This window comes from Nocardioides candidus (genome assembly GCF_041321175.1).
Lineage (GTDB): Bacteria > Actinomycetota > Actinomycetes > Propionibacteriales > Nocardioidaceae > Nocardioides.
Genome location: NZ_JBGGWC010000001.1, coordinates 1 through 15,364 on the forward strand (window position 1 = coordinate 1; position 15,364 = coordinate 15,364).

Annotated in this window: 17 protein-coding genes and 1 tRNA gene; 7 read left to right on the top strand and 11 right to left on the bottom strand. The window is 71.7% G+C overall.

From position 1 onward, the window contains the following. The first annotated feature begins 200 nt into the window (after positions 1 to 200). Positions 201 to 812, top strand: a complete 612-nt coding sequence (locus tag ACAX67_RS00005) for an AMIN-like domain-containing (lipo)protein (protein ID WP_370701757.1) — start codon at positions 201 to 203, stop codon at positions 810 to 812. 55 nt (positions 813 to 867) lie between these two features. On the opposite strand, the gene ACAX67_RS00010 is transcribed toward ACAX67_RS00005, so the two are convergent. Genes ACAX67_RS00010 through ACAX67_RS00030 form a run of 5 tightly spaced genes read right to left on the bottom strand, consistent with a single transcriptional unit; the run spans position 868 to position 5,067 of the window. Next, the gene (locus tag ACAX67_RS00010) at positions 868 to 1,539 is read right to left on the bottom strand and encodes a hypothetical protein (protein WP_370701758.1); all 672 of its coding nucleotides are present in this window, start codon (positions 1,537 to 1,539) and stop codon (positions 868 to 870) included. 60 nt (positions 1,540 to 1,599) lie between these two features. Then, positions 1,600 to 2,529 carry an oxidoreductase gene (locus tag ACAX67_RS00015; RefSeq protein WP_370701759.1) on the bottom strand — a complete coding sequence of 310 codons (930 nt, stop codon included), beginning with the start codon at positions 2,527 to 2,529 and terminating at the stop codon, positions 1,600 to 1,602. Further along, positions 2,526 to 3,341 carry a maleylpyruvate isomerase family mycothiol-dependent enzyme gene (locus ACAX67_RS00020; RefSeq protein WP_370701760.1) on the bottom strand — a complete coding sequence of 272 codons (816 nt, stop codon included), beginning with the start codon at positions 3,339 to 3,341 and terminating at the stop codon, positions 2,526 to 2,528. The genes ACAX67_RS00015 and ACAX67_RS00020 overlap by 4 nt, the downstream gene beginning before the upstream one ends. Positions 3,342 to 3,384: 43 nt before the next feature. Further along, positions 3,385 to 4,449 (bottom strand): family 43 glycosylhydrolase, encoded by a 1,065-nt coding sequence (locus ACAX67_RS00025; protein WP_370701761.1) that lies wholly within the window; start codon positions 4,447 to 4,449, stop codon positions 3,385 to 3,387. 15 nt (positions 4,450 to 4,464) lie between these two features. After that, positions 4,465 to 5,067 carry a LysE/ArgO family amino acid transporter gene (locus tag ACAX67_RS00030; RefSeq protein ID WP_370701762.1) on the bottom strand — a complete coding sequence of 201 codons (603 nt, stop codon included), beginning with the start codon at positions 5,065 to 5,067 and terminating at the stop codon, positions 4,465 to 4,467. Between the two features lie 69 nt (positions 5,068 to 5,136). Here ACAX67_RS00030 and ACAX67_RS00035 point away from each other — a divergent pair, with 69 nt between their 5' ends. Then, positions 5,137 to 6,030, top strand: a complete 894-nt coding sequence (locus tag ACAX67_RS00035) for a LysR family transcriptional regulator ArgP (protein ID WP_370701763.1) — start codon at positions 5,137 to 5,139, stop codon at positions 6,028 to 6,030. 60 nt (positions 6,031 to 6,090) lie between these two features. On the opposite strand, the gene ACAX67_RS00040 is transcribed toward ACAX67_RS00035, so the two are convergent. Continuing rightward, positions 6,091 to 7,962, bottom strand: a complete 1,872-nt coding sequence (locus tag ACAX67_RS00040; RefSeq protein ID WP_370701764.1) for an acyl-CoA dehydrogenase — start codon at positions 7,960 to 7,962, stop codon at positions 6,091 to 6,093. Between the two features lie 154 nt (positions 7,963 to 8,116). Here ACAX67_RS00040 and ACAX67_RS00045 point away from each other — a divergent pair, with 154 nt between their 5' ends. Next, complete coding sequence (locus ACAX67_RS00045) at positions 8,117 to 8,575, top strand: RrF2 family transcriptional regulator (RefSeq protein ID WP_370701765.1); 459 nt, start codon at positions 8,117 to 8,119, stop codon at positions 8,573 to 8,575. 109 nt (positions 8,576 to 8,684) lie between these two features. Here the strand turns inward: ACAX67_RS00045 and ACAX67_RS00050 are convergent, their stop codons facing one another. Beyond that, positions 8,685 to 9,365 (bottom strand): hypothetical protein, encoded by a 681-nt coding sequence (locus ACAX67_RS00050; RefSeq protein ID WP_370701766.1) that lies wholly within the window; start codon positions 9,363 to 9,365, stop codon positions 8,685 to 8,687. Positions 9,366 to 9,483: 118 nt separating this feature from the next. Between ACAX67_RS00050 and ACAX67_RS00055 the strand changes: the two genes are divergently transcribed. The 3 genes from ACAX67_RS00055 to ACAX67_RS00065 all read left to right on the top strand — a co-directional run bounded on the left by ACAX67_RS00055 (position 9,484) and on the right by ACAX67_RS00065 (position 11,258). After that, positions 9,484 to 9,936 (top strand): nuclear transport factor 2 family protein, encoded by a 453-nt coding sequence (locus ACAX67_RS00055; protein WP_370701767.1) that lies wholly within the window; start codon positions 9,484 to 9,486, stop codon positions 9,934 to 9,936. A gap of 63 nt (positions 9,937 to 9,999) precedes the next feature. Further along, positions 10,000 to 10,494 carry a SigE family RNA polymerase sigma factor gene (locus ACAX67_RS00060; protein WP_370701768.1) on the top strand — a complete coding sequence of 165 codons (495 nt, stop codon included), beginning with the start codon at positions 10,000 to 10,002 and terminating at the stop codon, positions 10,492 to 10,494. Further along, positions 10,491 to 11,258 (top strand): hypothetical protein, encoded by a 768-nt coding sequence (locus ACAX67_RS00065; RefSeq protein WP_370701769.1) that lies wholly within the window; start codon positions 10,491 to 10,493, stop codon positions 11,256 to 11,258. The genes ACAX67_RS00060 and ACAX67_RS00065 overlap by 4 nt, the downstream gene beginning before the upstream one ends. On the opposite strand, the gene ACAX67_RS00070 is transcribed toward ACAX67_RS00065, so the two are convergent. Next, positions 11,259 to 11,888, bottom strand: coding sequence for a DUF2461 domain-containing protein (locus tag ACAX67_RS00070; protein WP_370701770.1), 630 nt, complete (start codon positions 11,886 to 11,888; stop codon positions 11,259 to 11,261). A 90-nt stretch (positions 11,889 to 11,978) separates the two neighbouring features. On the opposite strand from ACAX67_RS00070, the gene ACAX67_RS00075 reads away from it, so the two are divergent. Next, positions 11,979 to 12,797 carry a class I SAM-dependent methyltransferase gene (locus tag ACAX67_RS00075; protein ID WP_370701771.1) on the top strand — a complete coding sequence of 273 codons (819 nt, stop codon included), beginning with the start codon at positions 11,979 to 11,981 and terminating at the stop codon, positions 12,795 to 12,797. A gap of 31 nt (positions 12,798 to 12,828) precedes the next feature. On the opposite strand, the gene ACAX67_RS00080 is transcribed toward ACAX67_RS00075, so the two are convergent. From ACAX67_RS00080 to ACAX67_RS00090, 3 genes are all read right to left on the bottom strand, one after another. Next, positions 12,829 to 12,901 (bottom strand) — tRNA-Gly (locus tag ACAX67_RS00080). Positions 12,902 to 12,938: 37 nt separating this feature from the next. Beyond that, positions 12,939 to 14,489, bottom strand: a complete 1,551-nt coding sequence (locus ACAX67_RS00085) for a hypothetical protein (protein WP_370701772.1) — start codon at positions 14,487 to 14,489, stop codon at positions 12,939 to 12,941. 90 nt (positions 14,490 to 14,579) lie between these two features. Continuing rightward, entirely contained in the window at positions 14,580 to 15,341 is a 762-nt protein-coding gene (locus tag ACAX67_RS00090; protein WP_370701773.1) for an SGNH/GDSL hydrolase family protein, read from the bottom strand. Between the last annotated feature and the right edge of the window lie 23 nt (positions 15,342 to 15,364).

Sequence of the window (15,364 nt, forward strand, 5' to 3'; positions counted from 1 at the left end):
CGATCGCCTGCTGGGCGCAGGAGGTGATCGGGTGCGGCTGCTGGACGAGCTCTGCGACCACCGATCCGACCTTCCCCCGAGTTGATACCCCAATCGTACACGTGTTCGATCCCAAATGCAACAACCGATCACGATTCCACCCTCGTCAACCACCGCGAGACGTCAGGCGTGAAAGGGGTGTCCCGACGAAGGAGGACCCGATGAACCTCACCACCAACCCCCGACGCCTCGCCGGCGCGGCCGCCCTCGCGCTCGCACTCGCCGCCACCCCGGCGGCCGCCCTCGCGTGCGGCGGCGGCGAAGGAGATGGCGGAGCCGGAGGCGGCATGGTCGACAAGCAGGCCTGCTCGACCCCGTGGGGATCGCTCGTCAAGGAGGGCGTCCGCCACCACATCAGCAAGCAGGTCGTCGACGTACGCTCCGGCCAGCATGCCTGCTTCGACCGCCTCGTCATCGACCTCGGCGGGGACGGCTCCGGCACCACCGGCTACCGCGTGGAGTACGTCGACCACGTCGTCGCCGACGGCTCCGGCCTCCGCGTCCCGCTCCGTGGCCGCGCCCAGCTCCAGCTCGTCGTCGACGCGCCGGCGTACGACGCCCAGGGCGACCCGACCTTCACGCCCGCGCACCCGCGCGAGCTCGTCGCGGTCGACGGCTATCGGACGTTCCGCCAGGTCCGGTGGGTCGGCACGTTCGAGGGGCAGACGGCGATCGGGATCGGCGTGCGCGCCCGGCTGCCCGTGCGCGCCTTCGTGCTCGACGACGCGAGCGGCCGGCGGTTGGTCATCGACGTCGCCCACAAGTGGAGCTGACTCGACCCGACCCGATCGATCCAGCGACTGATCCCGTGACGGCGCCGCCGCACCTCTAGTCGAACGGGTGCGGCGCCCCTGCGGCGGTACGAGTCACGGTGAACGCCACGGTGGCCGTGAAGGACGGGACAGGCTGGGCGCTGTACTCGTCGGTCGCGTCGTCGTACGTGTAGCAGATGACGACCACCGCCAACCGTGACGGCTTGTCGGCCCGGAGCTGCACGTCGTCCACGGAGATCCGGCGCGCCGCTTCCTCGCCCTTCAACCCATCGACCTGCCCGACCGTGTCGAAGTAGCCCCAGGGCTTGTTGAAGGACCCCGCGGGCCTGAAGACCCCCACCATGAGGCTCGGATACGTGCAGCCACTGAAGTCGCCCGTCACCGACACGTCGACGCCCTGGACATGGGCGCGGGCGGGCAGCGTCCGGTCCGACACGTACAGCGGCACGTAGCCCCGACCGTCGTCGATCAGCCCCAAGGTTCCGTCCGCGGTGAACGACGACGTCCACTCGTAGGCCGTCGGCACCGGCGCCAGGCCGCCCCGGACGTCCACGCTCTTCAACGAGTGGTTGTGGACGTCGATCGACCGGATGCTGTCGTTCGCGATCTCCTTCGAGCCGATCAGCTGGCTGGCGACAGCAGCGCCGCCTCCCGCACTCACCCCGAGCATCGCGACGAGCGCCACGAGGAGGAGCCACCGACCGCGAAGAACCTCTGCCATCTTCATGCGGCAAGGCTTTCATCGCCGCCTCGCGACGTCCCGCGAACGCCTCAGGACGCCCCCGCCCTAGGGGTACTGCAGCCCCACCGTCTCCTCGCTGATCTCCCACAACCGCCGCGCGGCCTCCTCGTCGCGCGCCAGCTTGGAGCGACCGACGATGCGCGGCGTGCCGGTCATCTGCCGGAAGCCGTCGGGGCCGACGTAGGTGTTGCCGGGGAGGTCGTCGGTGGCGGCCATCAGCGACGGCCAGGCTCCGGCGTACGCCGGCTGGGAGACGCCCTTCACCGCGGCGTCGAGGATCGAGGCGATGCCCCCGGACGAGCGGCCCGTCTGGCCGTTGGCGACCAGGTGGGTGCCGGCGAAGCCGGGGTGGGCGGCGACCGCGGTCACCGGCTTGCCGGCCTCGCGGAGGCGTCGGTCGAGCTCGGCGGTGAAGAGCAGGTTGGCCAGCTTGCTCTGGGCGTAGACCGGCCAGCGCGCGTAGCGTCCCTTCTTCCTCGTCGGGTCGCCGAGCGGCGCCTTGCGCGCGACCGAGTGCATCAGCGACGACACCGTGACCACTCGGCCGTCGCCGCTCTCCGCGAGCTGTGGCAGCAGCAGGCCGGTGAGCAGGAACGGTCCGAAGTGGTTGGTCGCCATCTGCAGCTCGAGGCCGTCCTCCGTCCGGGAGTACGGCGTGCCCATCACCCCTGCGTTGTTGACGAGCACGTCGATCGGTCCGAACACAGCGGCCGCGGCGGCGGCCTTGCGCACCGACCCGAGGCTGGCCAGGTCGAGCTCGAGCGTCTCGAGCTGGGCGCGGGGCACCTCGGCGCGGATCGCGGAGACCGTCTCGTCGACCTTCGTCAGCGTGCGGCCGGCCAGGACGACGTACGCACCCTTGCGGGCGAGCTCCAACGCCGTGTGGTGGCCGAGGCCGCCGACCGTCGGACCGGTCACCAGCACCGTGCGCCCGCTCTGGTCGGGGACGTCGTCGACCCGCCAGGTCGCGCTCACGGCGTGGTGCCGAGGTTCGCCACGATCGCGCGACCCAGCTCGGCGTCGCCCTCGATCGTCACCGCCCCCGGCTCGGCGGCGCGACGGCCGCCGGCGAGCACGATGAACGCCTCGCGGCCCATCGTCAGCCGCACCGTCGGCGACGCGGGCGCCTCGGTCAGCCGCCGGCCGCGGCCGTTGTCGTCGACCTCGACGGCGACGACGGGACTGCCCTCGACCTCGAGCACCGCCGTGGTGCCCACGGGAGGCTTGACCTTCTTGCCCACGACGAAGCCGAAGCCCTCCGACAGGTAGTCGGCGGTGTGCTTCGCCGGCGCGGTGTCCATGCCGCCGGGCAGTCCGACGGCCCGCCGTACGTCCTGCTCGTGCATCCACACGTCCAGCGGCCGGTTGCGCAGCAGCGTCTGCGTGCTCCAGCCGATCAGGCCGAAGAGGCCGGGCGCCGGTGCTGTGGGATCCGTCGGCGGCGCCGCGAGCAGCGCCTCGTGGCGGATCGCCGTCGCCTTGCGGATCTCCTCGACGATCGACGCGGCGTCGCGGTCGCGCCGGGTGACGACGCCGATCTCCGTGAACTGGCTCATGGGCGACGTCACGTGCGGCGCCTCGCCGATGTCGGCCTGCTCGTCCGGACCGCCGGCCAGCAGGCTCTCGAGGTGCGCCGTGTGGGCCGCCACGGCCTTGACGTCCCAGCCCGGCAGGTCGGTCGGCAGCGTCCACGCGTCCGCCGGAAGGCTGTCGAGCAGGGCGGTGAGGTCACCGATCGCCTGCCACCAGGTCTCGACGTAGGTCGCGAGTCGCTCGGCATCGCTCATGGCCGCGATCGTAGCGACGGCGGCGCGGCCCGATCGGCCCGTGTCAGTGCGTGAGGTAGCCCGTGACCCGGGGCACGTCGTCGACGAAGCGCAGCCGCGCGCCGTAGAGCACCCGGTGCGCGGGACGTCCCGGCGGACCGGCGACGAACGGCGGGTCAGGCGGCCGCAGGCCGCGGTCGAGGACCCAGCCGTGGAAGTACATCAGCGGTCGCGCCGGGCGCGCCGGATCGACGAGCACGTCGGCGCCACCCGGGCCGCAGAGCCCGTTGGTCGTGGCTCGCGACAACAGCACGCGCCGCGGCCGGAGCGGCCAGGTCAGCAGGTCCGTCGACCGCCGCCAGACCGTGCGATAGCTGCACTTCGACCAGATGTCCTCGGAGGTGAAGAGGTGGTAGTAGTCGCCGCGGTGCACCACCACCGGGTTCTCCATCACCCACCCGGCACGCACCAGCTCGGTGCTGATCGCACCGTCCGCGGGGCGCAGCCCGTCGGCCGCGAGCGGCAGCAGCCGGATCGAGGAGGGCCGCCCGTCGGTCTTGTAGAGGAGGTACGGCGTCGCGTCGTCGTCCACGAACACCGACGGGTCGATCAGCCCGTGCCGGGGCAGGCCGCCTTTGGCGGGCACGGTGTCGTACGCCGTCGGCGTCGCCGCCCGCGGGAAGCAGACGAGCGGGCGCGCGTCGACCGGCTGGAACCGGTCGTACGCCGTCGGCGCCGTCGCCATCCCGATGCACCGCCCCGTGGGGCCGAGCCCCCGCACCGGCGCGGAGTAGTAGAGCACCCACTGGTCGCCGAACCGCGCGAGGTCGGCCGCCCATACGTCGCCCCGCGCGGCCGCCCAGTGCGGCAGCCGGCTCAGCGGCGCGCTGATCCAGCGCCACCCCTCACCCGGGTCCCACCGCGCGCGGCGCAGCAGCGGCCCCGTCGCCACCATGACCCGACCGTTGAGCGTCGGCACCACGCTCGGGTCGCCGGTCCGCTCGCTGGTGAGGATCGGGTCCGGGTACGGCGCCCGTGCCGTTGCCGGAGCGGCGCCGGCCACCGGACCGAGCAGTCCCACGAGCCCGAGCAGGATCGGTCCGAGCACGAGGCGGAAGAGGCGCGGCACGCGCCGGACTCTAGATCAGGACAGCGCCAGGGACAGGGCGATCGCCAACATCGTGATGCCGATGAGCACGTCGAGCAGCTGCCAGGAACGCGGCGTCGCGAGGAGGCGCTGGCCGGCCCCGGCGCCGTACCCGAGACCGGAGAACCACAGCACGCTCGCCAGCGCCGCGCCCACGGCGAACCACCACCGCCCGCCGTCACCGTGCTGGTTGGCGATCGAGCCGAGGAGGAGCACGGTGTCGAGGTAGACGTGGGGGTTGAGGTAGGTGAGCGCGAACGCCCGGCCCACGGCCGCGCGGCGTGACGGCACACCGGCCCGGGCGGCCTCCAGCGTCTCGGGCCTGCGCGCGCGGAGCAGGGACAGGACGCCGTACGACACCAGGAACGCGACGCCCAGCCACCGCACCACCTCGAGCACCCAGGCCGCGTGCTCGACGATCGCGCCGATGCCGCTGACGCCGGCCGCGATGAGCACGGCGTCCGAGAGCGCGCAGACGAGGACCACCGGGCCGACGTGCTGCCGGGCCAGGCCCTGCCGCAGCACGAACGCGTTCTGCGCCCCGATCGCGACGATCAGGGACAGTCCGGTGAGGAGGCCGGCGCCGGCAGCGGTGAGCACGCGACGACCGTAGGTGCTGGACGGGCCCAAGCCCAGCGAATGTTTCTGCGTATCCCTTAGCGTTGCTTCATGACGCCGCAACCCGCCCAGCTCGAGGCGCTCGTCGCGATCGCCGACCACGGCTCGTTCGAGGCGGCTGCCCGGGTCCTTCACGTGACGGCCAGCGCCGTGAGCCAGCGGATCCGCGCACTGGAGTCGACCGCCGGGCAGGTGCTGGTCAGCCGGCAGGCACCGTGTCGGCCGACGACCGCCGGCGAGGCCTACGTCCGGCTGGGTCGCCAGACCCGGCTCCTCTACGCGGAGGCGCGGCTCGCCGCCGACGACGGCGACCATGTCGTCAGCCTCCCCGTGGCCGTCAACGCCGACTCACTGGCGACCTGGTTCCGCGACGTGCTGTCCGCCGCCGCGGGCTGGGAGGACGTCGCCCTGCGGCTACGGGTCGAGGACCAGGCCTACTCGGCCGGGCTGCTGCGCAGCGGGGAGACGCTGGCCGCCGTGACGAGCGACCCCGTGCCCGTGCAGGGATGTGGCGTCGAGCCCCTCGGCACGCTCCGGTACGGCGCCGCCGCCTCTCCCGCGTTCGTCGAGCGCTGGCGGCGCGGCCGCTCGATGGACTGGGCCCGGATGCCGGTGCTCGTCTTCAACGACAAGGACGAGCTCCAGCACTCGTTGCTCGCCGCCCGCGGCGTCACGGCGCGGGTCGCGCACCAGGTGCCGACCTCGACCGACTTCCACGAGGCCGCGCGCCGCGGCCTGGGCTGGTGCCTCGTGCCGGAGCCGCAGCTCCTTCCCGACCTGGCGTCCGGGCGGCTGGTCCGTCTCCCGGGGCGTGAGCACGTCGACGTACCCCTCTTCTGGCAACGCTGGCGGCTCGCCTCCCCCGCGCTCTCCCGGATCACCGACGCCGTCCACGCCGCCGCCCGGACCCACCTTCGTCAGCCCGCAAAAATGCGTCGTACCTGACCTCCGGGTCGAGAATTCAGAGAATTCCGACGCGTAGGTCAGGTACGACGATGGATCAGATCAGAAAGCGGCCTCGTCGAGGTCCATGATCGCCAGGTCGCTCGCCTGGGCGATCGCGACCTCGGCGCTGATCTTCGGCAGCACCTCGGCGGCGAAGAACTGCGCCGCGGCGACCTTGCCCTGGTAGAAGGCCTTGTCGGAGCCCGGGTCGCCGCCGAGGGCGGTGAGGGCCACCTCGGCACCCCGGAGCAGCAGCCACGCGACGACCACGTCACCGAGCGTCATGAGCAGACGCGAGGTGTTGAGGCCGACCTTGTAGATGTTGCGCAGGTCGCCGCCGGAGTTGACGTCGGCGCTCATCAGGTCGTTGACCAGCTGGCCGACGAGGGTGTTGGCGTCCTCGAGGGCCTTGGCGAGCAGCGCGCGCTCGTTCTTGAGCTCCGGGTTGGCCGCCTCGTCCTCGACGAACGACTTGATCTCGGCCGCGATGCCGCCGAGGGCGACGCCGCCGTCCTTGACGATCTTGCGGAAGAAGAAGTCCATGCCCTGGATCGCCGTGGTGCCCTCGTAGAGGGTGTCGATCTTGGCGTCACGGACGTACTGCTCGATCGGGTACTCCTGCAGGAAGCCCGACCCGCCGAGCGTCTGCAGCGACTCGGTGCCCAGCAGGGTCCACGAGCGCTCCGAGCCGTAGCCCTTCACGATCGGGAGCAGCAGGTCGTTGAGCGCGAGCGCGGACTTGTACTCCTCGCTGCCCTTCTCGGCCAGCTGCACGCGGTCCTGCACGGTCGCGGTGTAGAGGACGAGCGAGCGCATGCCCTCGGCGTACGCCTTCTGCGTCATCAGCGAGCGGCGTACGTCGGGGTGGTGGGTGATCGTCACCTTGGGCGCCGTCTTGTCGGCGGCCTGGGTGAGGTCGGGGCCCTGGACGCGCTCCTTGGCGTACTCGAGCGCGTTGAGGTAGCCGCTCGACAGCGTCGAGATGGCCTTGGTGCCGACCATCATGCGGGCGTTCTCGATGACGTCGAACATCTGGGCGATGCCGTCGTGCACCTCGCCGAGCAGCCAGCCCTTGGCCGGCTCGCCGCCGCCGATCTGCGGGTCGCCGAAGGTGACCTCGCACGTGTTGGACACCTTGATGCCCATCTTGTGCTCGACGTTGGTGACGTAGGCGCCGTTGCGCTCGCCGGTCAGCTCACCGGTCTCGTGGTCGAAGTGGTACTTCGGCACGAGGAAGAGCGAGAGGCCCTTCGTGCCCGGGCCGCCGATGCCCTCGACGCCCTTCGGGCGCGCGAGGACCAGGTGCATGATGTTCTCCTGCAGGTCCGACTCGGCGCTGGTGATGAAGCGCTTGACGCCGACGATGTTCCACGAGCCGTCGTCGTTGGGCGTCGCGTACGACGTCCCGGCACCCACGTCCGAACCCGCGTCGGGCTCGGTGAGCACCATGGTGGCGCCCCAGAGCCGCTCGACCATGATCTCGGCGATCCGCTTGTCGCGCTCGGTGCCGTTCTCGAAGACGACCTTCGCGAAGAACGGGCCGGCGCCGTACATCCACACCGGGGTGTTGGCGCCGAGGATCAGCTCGGCCGTGGCCCACACGAGCGAGGACGGGGCCGGCTGACCGCCGATCTCCTCGGGGGTCTGCAGGCTCCAGAAGCCCGACTCCATCCAGGTGTCGTAGCTCTTCTTGAAGCCCGGGGGCACCGGAGCCGTGTTGGTCGCCGGGTCGAACACCGGCGGGTTGCGGTCACCCTCCTCGAAGGAGGCGGCGAGGTCCTCGCGGCAGATCCGGTCGACCTCGGCCAGGATCTCCTTCGCGGTGTCGACGTCCATCTCCTCGAACGGCCCGGCGCCCAGGATCTCCTGGCGCCCGAGGAGCTCGAACAGGTTGAAGTGGATGTCCCGCAGGTTGCTCTTGTAGTGGCTCATGTCCCACCAATCCTCGCTGATAACAGGGAACGGGCTTTCGAACCTACTGATCAGTTCTACTCGCCAGTAACTTAATGATACGAGGGGTGCTTGCTCTGGGCAAGCACGGACCCATGTGAAGTAAGGCGACCGAGAAATCTGAGACACTGGTGCTATGCGAGTTTCCGCCAAGTCCGACTACGCGCTCCGCGCCCTGATCGAGATGGCGGGACGCGCGGACGGACGCGCCGTCAGCGCCGAGGAGCTCGGCCGGCTGCAGGACATCCCGCACGGCTTCCTCCAGGCGATCCTCGCCGACCTGCGCCGAGCGGGCGTCGTCATGTCGCAGCGCGGCCAGTCAGGCGGCTGGCGGATGGGGCGTCCCGCGACCGACGTCTCCGTCGCCGACGTGATCCGCGCCGTCGACGGCCCCCTCGTCTCGGTCTACGGCCTGCGCCCCGAGGCGGTCAGCTACAACGACTCCGCCGACGTGCTCCAGCACGTCTGGATCGCCGCCCGCAGCTCGCTGCGGGAGGTGTTCGAGGAGGTCTCGATCCAGCAGCTCGCCGACGCCGACCTGCCCCCCGCTGTGACCAAGCGCACGGCCGACGAGGACGCCTGGAAGGCGCACTAGTCCCACCGGCCTCAGGAATCCCCGGTTGACCGGGGATTCCTGCACTTCGAGGGGTTTGCAAACCCCGGCAAGTGCCAGTTTCCCCGGTCGACCGGGGATTCCTCGCGGGTCAGGCCGCGTCGCCCCGCATCCGCCTGGTGAGCTTCGGGCGCTTGTTCTCGCTCTCGGCGCGCCAGCGCTCGAGGCTGCGGTTGCGGCGGGCCAGGCGCTCGATCTCCCGGCGGGCCTCGTCGAGCGAGGCGGGTGGCCGCGCCCCCAGGGGCTCCGGCACGGCGGCGAGGCCGAGCGACGCCGTACCGAAGCCGACGACCTTGCCGAACGCCTGCCACACCGCCGCGGGCGTGGGATCGTCGAGCCGGATGACGTGCAGCCGTTCCGGCTTGCGTACGGCGGCGCCCCACCGCGCGACGACGTCGACGACGTCGTCCGCGGGACCCGCGGTGACGACCGCGTGGACCTGCAGACCCGCGAGGCCGTCGAGGAGCAGGTCGATCTCGGGACGGCTCGCGGTGGCGAGCAGCGGGAGGCTGAGCGCGACCGTCTGCCGTGACTTCCAGGCCCGCCGGCAGAGCGTGGCCCACTGGCCCTCGACCTCCTTGCGGGCGAACCCCCAGGCCTTGTGCTCGCGCAGGATCTCGACCGCGGACAGGAACGTGTCCTCCGCCGCGTGTGCGGGCACGTCGACGCCGAGCTCGACGAGGGCGTCCCGGTGGTGGACCAGCGCCACCTCGACGACCTCTCCGACGCCGGGCATCCCGACGTGCAGGTAGGCCTTCCGCTTCTTCGCCATGTCCCTACGGTCGGCGGTCGACCTGACCGCGAGGTGAACATCCACCCAACCCCGGGCGAGCGCTACCGGTCGCGGCCATCACTAGAACCTGTTCCAGTTTTCGTCGTACGATCGCGGCGTGATCACCTCCGACGCCATCGCATGGAACGCGCCCAACGACCCGCACCCCGCGCGCGCCGCCTCCCAGCGCTCCTACTCGGCCGTCGCGAAGGGCGACCTGGCCGAGTGGCTCACCGTCTACGCCGAGGACGCCGTGCTCGAGGACCCCGTCGGCCCGTCGATGTTCGACCCTGAGGGCAAGGGCCACCACGGCCACGCCGGCATCTCCGCGTTCTGGGAGAAGGCGATCGCGCCCATCGCCAAGTTCGAGTTCGACATCTACGACTCCTTCGCCAACCCGGGCAGCAACACCTGCGCCAACATCGGCCGGATCAAGACGTCCTTCCCCGACGGCAGCTACACCGTGACCGAGCTGATCATGGTCTACATCGTCGACGACGAGGGACGCGTGAAGTCGATGAAGGCGTTCTGGGAGCCCGACCGCACGATGGCGAGCTTCACCAAGCCCTGATCGGGTGTGACCTCGGCGGCGCGCACGGCGTCGTACCTGGTGTCATCCGACCCCAGGAGAGAGATGATCGAGACCGTGCCGCACGACGCGTTCGAGGAGTTCGCCCGCGCTCGCGCCCCGCACCTCTACCGCGCCGCGTGGCTGCTCAGCGGCCAGCGCGCCGAGGCCGAGGACCTCGTCCAGGAGACGCTCGCGAAGGTCTACGTGCGCATGCACCGTCGCCTCGCGCCGCCGCTGGACAACCCGGCCGCCTACGCGCAGGTGACGCTGACCCGCACCTACATCAGTGCGCGGCGGCGGCGGAGCAGCGCCGAGGTGCCGTACGGCGACCTGCCCGACGTCGTCACGAGCGACACCGCTGACCAGGCGATCGCGCGGGTCGACCTCGAGGAGGCGCTCGCGGCGCTGTCGCCGACCGACCGCGCGGTCGTGGTGCTGCGCTACCTCGACGACGTGGCGGTCGACGAGGTCGCACGGACCCTCCGGCTCTCCCCTGGGGCCGTCAAGAACCGGAGCATGCGTGCGCTCGCCCGTATGCGGGAGAGGACCACGCGATGAACGACACCGACCTGCGGGCCATGCTCGACGGCGGGACCAGCACCCTGCAGCCCGACGTCGACCTGCTGGTCGCCGGTGGCGCGGCCCGGGGCCGGAAGCGGCTGCGCCGCCGGCGTACGACGACCGCGGCCGTCTCCGTCGCGGCGACCGTGGCGGCCGTCGCGGCGACGAGCGTGGGCACCGGCCTGCTGTCCGACGACGCCCACCTCGGCCGCGATCGGGGACCCGGCTTCGCCGAGCACAGCTCGACCTCCCCGACCACCGCCGCGGAGCGCCTGCAACGGCAGCCCGCGCACCCCGACCGGCCGATCACGGTGGCCGCCATCGACGTGCCGGCTGCCTTCGCGGCGGTGCTCCCGCACGCGGTCGGCGCGCCGATCCACGACGAGATGTACCGCACGAGGCAGTCCGCCCACGAGCTCGTGGTCAGCTTCCACTACGACGGCACGCTGACCTCCTTCCACATCGGGCCGGCCGCCGGCAACTTCCCCTGCGACCAGCTCGAGGGACGCGACGACCCGGTGACGACCTGCTCCGTCGTCGACGGCCTCGCGGTGGCGACGATGCACGGCGCGCGCGACGGCGTCCGCAACACCGAGGTGTCGGTGTGGAACCACGGCTACATCGTGTCGGCGATCTCCTACGACGCCCGCGAGACCGGCTACGGCGACGGCTCCTTCGAGGAGCCGGTCACCGACGCACCACCGATCGACGTGGACACGCTGCTGGAGCTGACCTCGAGCGAGGCGTGGTTCGCGCAGTAGTCAGTCGAGCTGGTTGGCCATCCAGCTGACCAGCGGTCGCAGCTTGCGCCAGTCGTCGCGGATCCGGTCGAGGAGCTCGGGGGTGTGCACGAACGGCTCGAAGCCGTACTTCTTCATGCCCATCAGCGACTTGTGCCGCAGCAGGTCGATGCGCGGGTGGTCCTTGTCGTAGCCGCGCGGCGCCGTCCTGAGCCGGTCGCCGCCGATCTCGAAGCCCCCTCGCTCGAGGTCGCGCAGGATCCGCTGCAGCAGCTTGCCGGTCTTGTCGGCGGCCATGCCCTCACGGATCAGCGCCAGGTGCGCGCTCTCCGCGCGGTACATCCCGCCACCCACCCGTACGCCGGCAGCCGACACCTCGACGTACCAACCCGTCGCCGGCGCGACGCCCACGAACGCGCCCTGGTGGGTCTTGTACGGCGTCTTGTCCTTCGCGAACCGCACGTCGCGGTAGGGCCGGAACACCTTCGCCTCGCCGAACTCCTGCCCCAGCGCGTGCGTGAGCGCGAGCATCGGCGCCTTCACCTGGTCGTCGTACACGCTCTTGTGCGCGTCCCAGAACGACTTGGTGTTGTCGACCTCGAGGTCGTCGTAGAAGTCGAGCGCAGCGACGGGGAAACCGGAGAACTCCACCCGCGAGAGGGTACGCGCGCGGCCGGACGGGTCGCGCGACGCCAGGACGGCTCTTCCGCGATGCCGGGTGACCGGGCGATAGTGGTCGCCATGACCGACGGATCCACTGAGGCCCTCGGGGTCGATTTCTGGGCGACGATGTTCGACGGCCTCGCCGACTCCTACGACCAGTCCGGCGTCGCCTACTTCGAGACCATCGCGCGAGGCCTGGTCGACCGGCTCGCGCCGCAGCCCGGCGAGCGGGTCCTCGACCTCGGCTCCGGGCGCGGAGCGGCCACGGTCCGGCTGGCCGAGGCGGTCGGTCCGGCCGGATCGGTGACCGCGGTCGACGCCTCGGCCCGGATGGTCGAGCTGCTCGGCGAGACGGTCCGCGCGCAGGGGCTCGCCCAGGTGACGACCCTCCAGGGCGATGCGACGGCACCGCCCGAAGGTCCCTACGACGCGGTGTCGGCCTCGCTCGTGGTCTTCTTCCTCCCCGATCCCGTCGCCGCGCTCAGCGCCTGGCGCTCGCAGCTCGCACCGGGCGGTCGCCTCGGCATCTCCACCTTCGGCCCGTGGCCCGACGACATCCGGGCGATCATGGAGGTGGTGAGCGCCTACCGGCCGGACGACGGGATGGACCCGACCCAGATGCCCGAGGCGTTCCGGTCCGACGAGAGCGTCGAGGGGCTCTTCCGCGCGGCCGGGCTCGACCGGGTCCGGACGGAGCGGGCGACGTACCCCGTCGACTTCCGCGACGTCGACCAGTGGCTCGAGTGGGCGCTCGGGACTGCCGTGCAGGGCCTGTGGATGCAGGTGCCGGACGAGAAGAAGCCCGAAGCGCTCGACCGGATCGCCTCCGAGCTCGCCGCCCGCGACAACCGGCTGCACGTCGAGGCCCGCTACACGCTCGCGTCGTTGCCAGAGTGACCCATAGGTCACTCTCACAACGACGCGGCCGAGCGGACGACGAGGTTCGAACTCGCGACATTCAGCTTGGGAAGCTGACGCTCTACCAACTGAGCTACGTCCGCATGCGCCCGGGAGCGCGTCGCGAATGCTACCTGATCGCTACCGGCCGACCCACCTGCTGGTCGCGCGGGTGCGCACCACCATGACCAGGTCGTCCGGGTCGTCGGCGGCCCACCGGCTGCTGGTGGCGAGCCCGCGGCGGTCGACGCACGCGAGGGCCGCGCCGGGCGGCGTGCCGTTGGTGAGGCACGTCGCCAGCCAGGAGTACGACGTCCCGCCCGTCGGCAGCCGCCCGATGTCCATCGTGGCCGGCGTCTGTGCCGCGAGCAGCGACCCGTCGTAGCGCAGCTCGATCACGGCCGGCGCCGTGGCCGAGGCGGTGAGCTGGGTGGCGTGGAGCGTCACCGGGTTGCCGACGGCGCCCGCGGGGAGGAAGGGGTCGCTGCCCGTGTACTCGCTGACGGTCACCGAGGCGCCGTCGGTGTCCGCGGCGGGCACCCGCAGCGTCGCCGCCTGGACGTCGACCCCGGGATCGGTGACGGTCGCGCACGAGTAGGTGCCGTCGTACACGCAGGTGGCGGTGCCGTAGCGCTTCCCGGCACCGACCGTGGCCGGTCGCACGGCGCCGTCGGGGAGGACGACGGTCCCCGCGGCGACGCGCGTGCTCGAGGAGGCGGTCGCGCTGTAGTCGGCCGAGATGACCGACGTCCCGGCACCGGCGGACTTCAGGACCAGACCGTCGTTGACGAACCTCGACAGGCCATCGCCGGCAGGTGGGGTCGCGCCCTCGTAGTAGCCGCCGTCGTTGGCCAGCTGCAGCGTGCCGACACCGCTGCCGCCGTCCGTGGCCGGCGCGAGCTCGAAGCGGGTGCCGTGGTCGGCGGCGATGTAGCCCTGGTTGCTCAGCCGCACGAGGCCGTGCACCTCGACCCGGTAGTAGTCGAGGATGTTCATCCCGAGCACGTCGACGAGGAGCTTGCCGGAGTTCGCGACCACCAGGAGGCCGCGCGCCGTCGCGGCGGTCTGGCACGCGGTGGCCTCGGTGTTGCAGCGGCGGGTGAGGAAGCCGGGAGCGAAGCTCTCGTTGCTCCGCGCCTGGATCGTCCCGCGCAGCTCGATGCGCCCCGGCCCGCCGAGGCCGCCGTTGAGCAGCGTCGTCACGTTCTGCCGGAGCACGGACGGTCGCGACGACTGCGCGCCGAAGACTCGCAGGTTCGCGCCGAAGTCCACGTGGACCGACGTCGGCTGGCTCGGGGTGCCGACCACGTCGAAGGCCTGGATGCGGACGTTCCACTCGTCGTCGCCGCCGAGGTGGACCGTGGAGCCCGGCGGGACGCAGACGTAGTCTCGGTTGCGGCTGGTGTTGACGACCGGGTAGCCGGACAGGTCGTTGGGCTGCTCCCTGCCGTCGCCGCCAGGAGCCGGCTGGCCCACGGTCAGGGCGACGCCGTTCTTCGTCCAGTTGAGCGGGTTGCCCCACTCGTCGTCGACGGCGCCCGTCCACCGGAAGGTGTCGATGCCGGCCTGACCCGCGTAGCCGCAGTAGCCGCCCGGGACGAGCGAGGCCGGCGCCGCCGATCGCGCCGCACCGCACGGCAGCACCAGGACAGCGAGCGCGAGCGCCGCCGCTGTGCGCAGGATCCGGTGCACGGGGCGCTCCTGGAGGTGACAGTGCCGAGACGGTCGGGACCGACCGACACTAACCCGGCCGACCACCGCCCGACGGACGAATGGGACGACCTACCGGATCGGCGTGAGGCCCGGCCGCTTCGGCAGCACGCCGTCGCCGGAGGACCGACCGGTGATGCGGCGCTGCACCCACGGCACGAGGTGGGCACGCGCCCACGCGAGGTCGGCCTGGCGCTGCGCGCGCCGGGCGAGCACCGGCGCGGCCGGGACCGCGAGCGGGGCCAGGTCGTGCGGCACGCCGAGCGTGTCGAGGACGGCCATCGCGATGGCGTTGTGGCCGACCGGGTTGAGGTGCAGACGGTCGTCGTCCATCACCTCGCTGACCTTCCAGTCGCGCATCCGCCACATGTCGACCACGGTGGCGCCCCGGTTCTCGGCGATCTCGCGCACCCACTCGTTGAAGATGGCGGTGCGCCCGCGGATCACCTTGATGACCGGGTTGAGGCCCGGGTCGGCGATCGTGAACATCACGACGTGCGCGCCGGAGGCGGCGAGCCGGCCGACCGCTTCGTCGTACGACGCCGCGAGCCCGTCGAGGTCGACCTTGGGCCGGAGCACGTCGTTGCCGCCGCCGTGGATGGTGACGAGGTCGGGCTCGAGGGCGACGGCCGCATCGACCTGCTCGTCGATGATCGCGGGCAGCTTGCGGCCGCGGATCGCGAGGTTGGCGTAGCCGAAGTCGGGCGACCTGGTCGCCAGCACCTCCGCGACGCGGTCGGCCCAGCCACGCCAGCCGTTGGGCCGGGTCGGGTCGGCGTCGCCGACCCCTTCGGTGAAGGAGTCGCCGAGCGCGACGTACCGGTGGAAGCTCACCCCACCATTGTGCGCGCGGGCAC

Excerpts from the sequence above, each read along its gene's own strand:
- ACAX67_RS00050 (WP_370701766.1), bottom strand. The coding sequence starts at position 9,365 with ATGGCGAAGAAGCGGAAGGCCTACCTGCACGTCGGGATGCCCGGCGTC.
- ACAX67_RS00060 (WP_370701768.1), top strand. The coding sequence starts at position 10,000 with ATGATCGAGACCGTGCCGCACGACGCGTTCGAGGAGTTCGCCCGCGCT.
- ACAX67_RS00065 (WP_370701769.1), top strand. The coding sequence starts at position 10,491 with ATGAACGACACCGACCTGCGGGCCATGCTCGACGGCGGGACCAGCACC.
- ACAX67_RS00005 (WP_370701757.1), top strand. The coding sequence starts at position 201 with ATGAACCTCACCACCAACCCCCGACGCCTCGCCGGCGCGGCCGCCCTC.
- ACAX67_RS00045 (WP_370701765.1), top strand. The coding sequence starts at position 8,117 with ATGCGAGTTTCCGCCAAGTCCGACTACGCGCTCCGCGCCCTGATCGAG.
- ACAX67_RS00040 (WP_370701764.1), bottom strand. The coding sequence starts at position 7,962 with ATGAGCCACTACAAGAGCAACCTGCGGGACATCCACTTCAACCTGTTC.
- ACAX67_RS00075 (WP_370701771.1), top strand. The coding sequence starts at position 11,979 with ATGACCGACGGATCCACTGAGGCCCTCGGGGTCGATTTCTGGGCGACG.
- ACAX67_RS00010 (WP_370701758.1), bottom strand. The coding sequence starts at position 1,539 with ATGAAGATGGCAGAGGTTCTTCGCGGTCGGTGGCTCCTCCTCGTGGCG.
- ACAX67_RS00035 (WP_370701763.1), top strand. The coding sequence starts at position 5,137 with ATGACGCCGCAACCCGCCCAGCTCGAGGCGCTCGTCGCGATCGCCGAC.
- ACAX67_RS00020 (WP_370701760.1), bottom strand. The coding sequence starts at position 3,341 with ATGAGCGATGCCGAGCGACTCGCGACCTACGTCGAGACCTGGTGGCAG.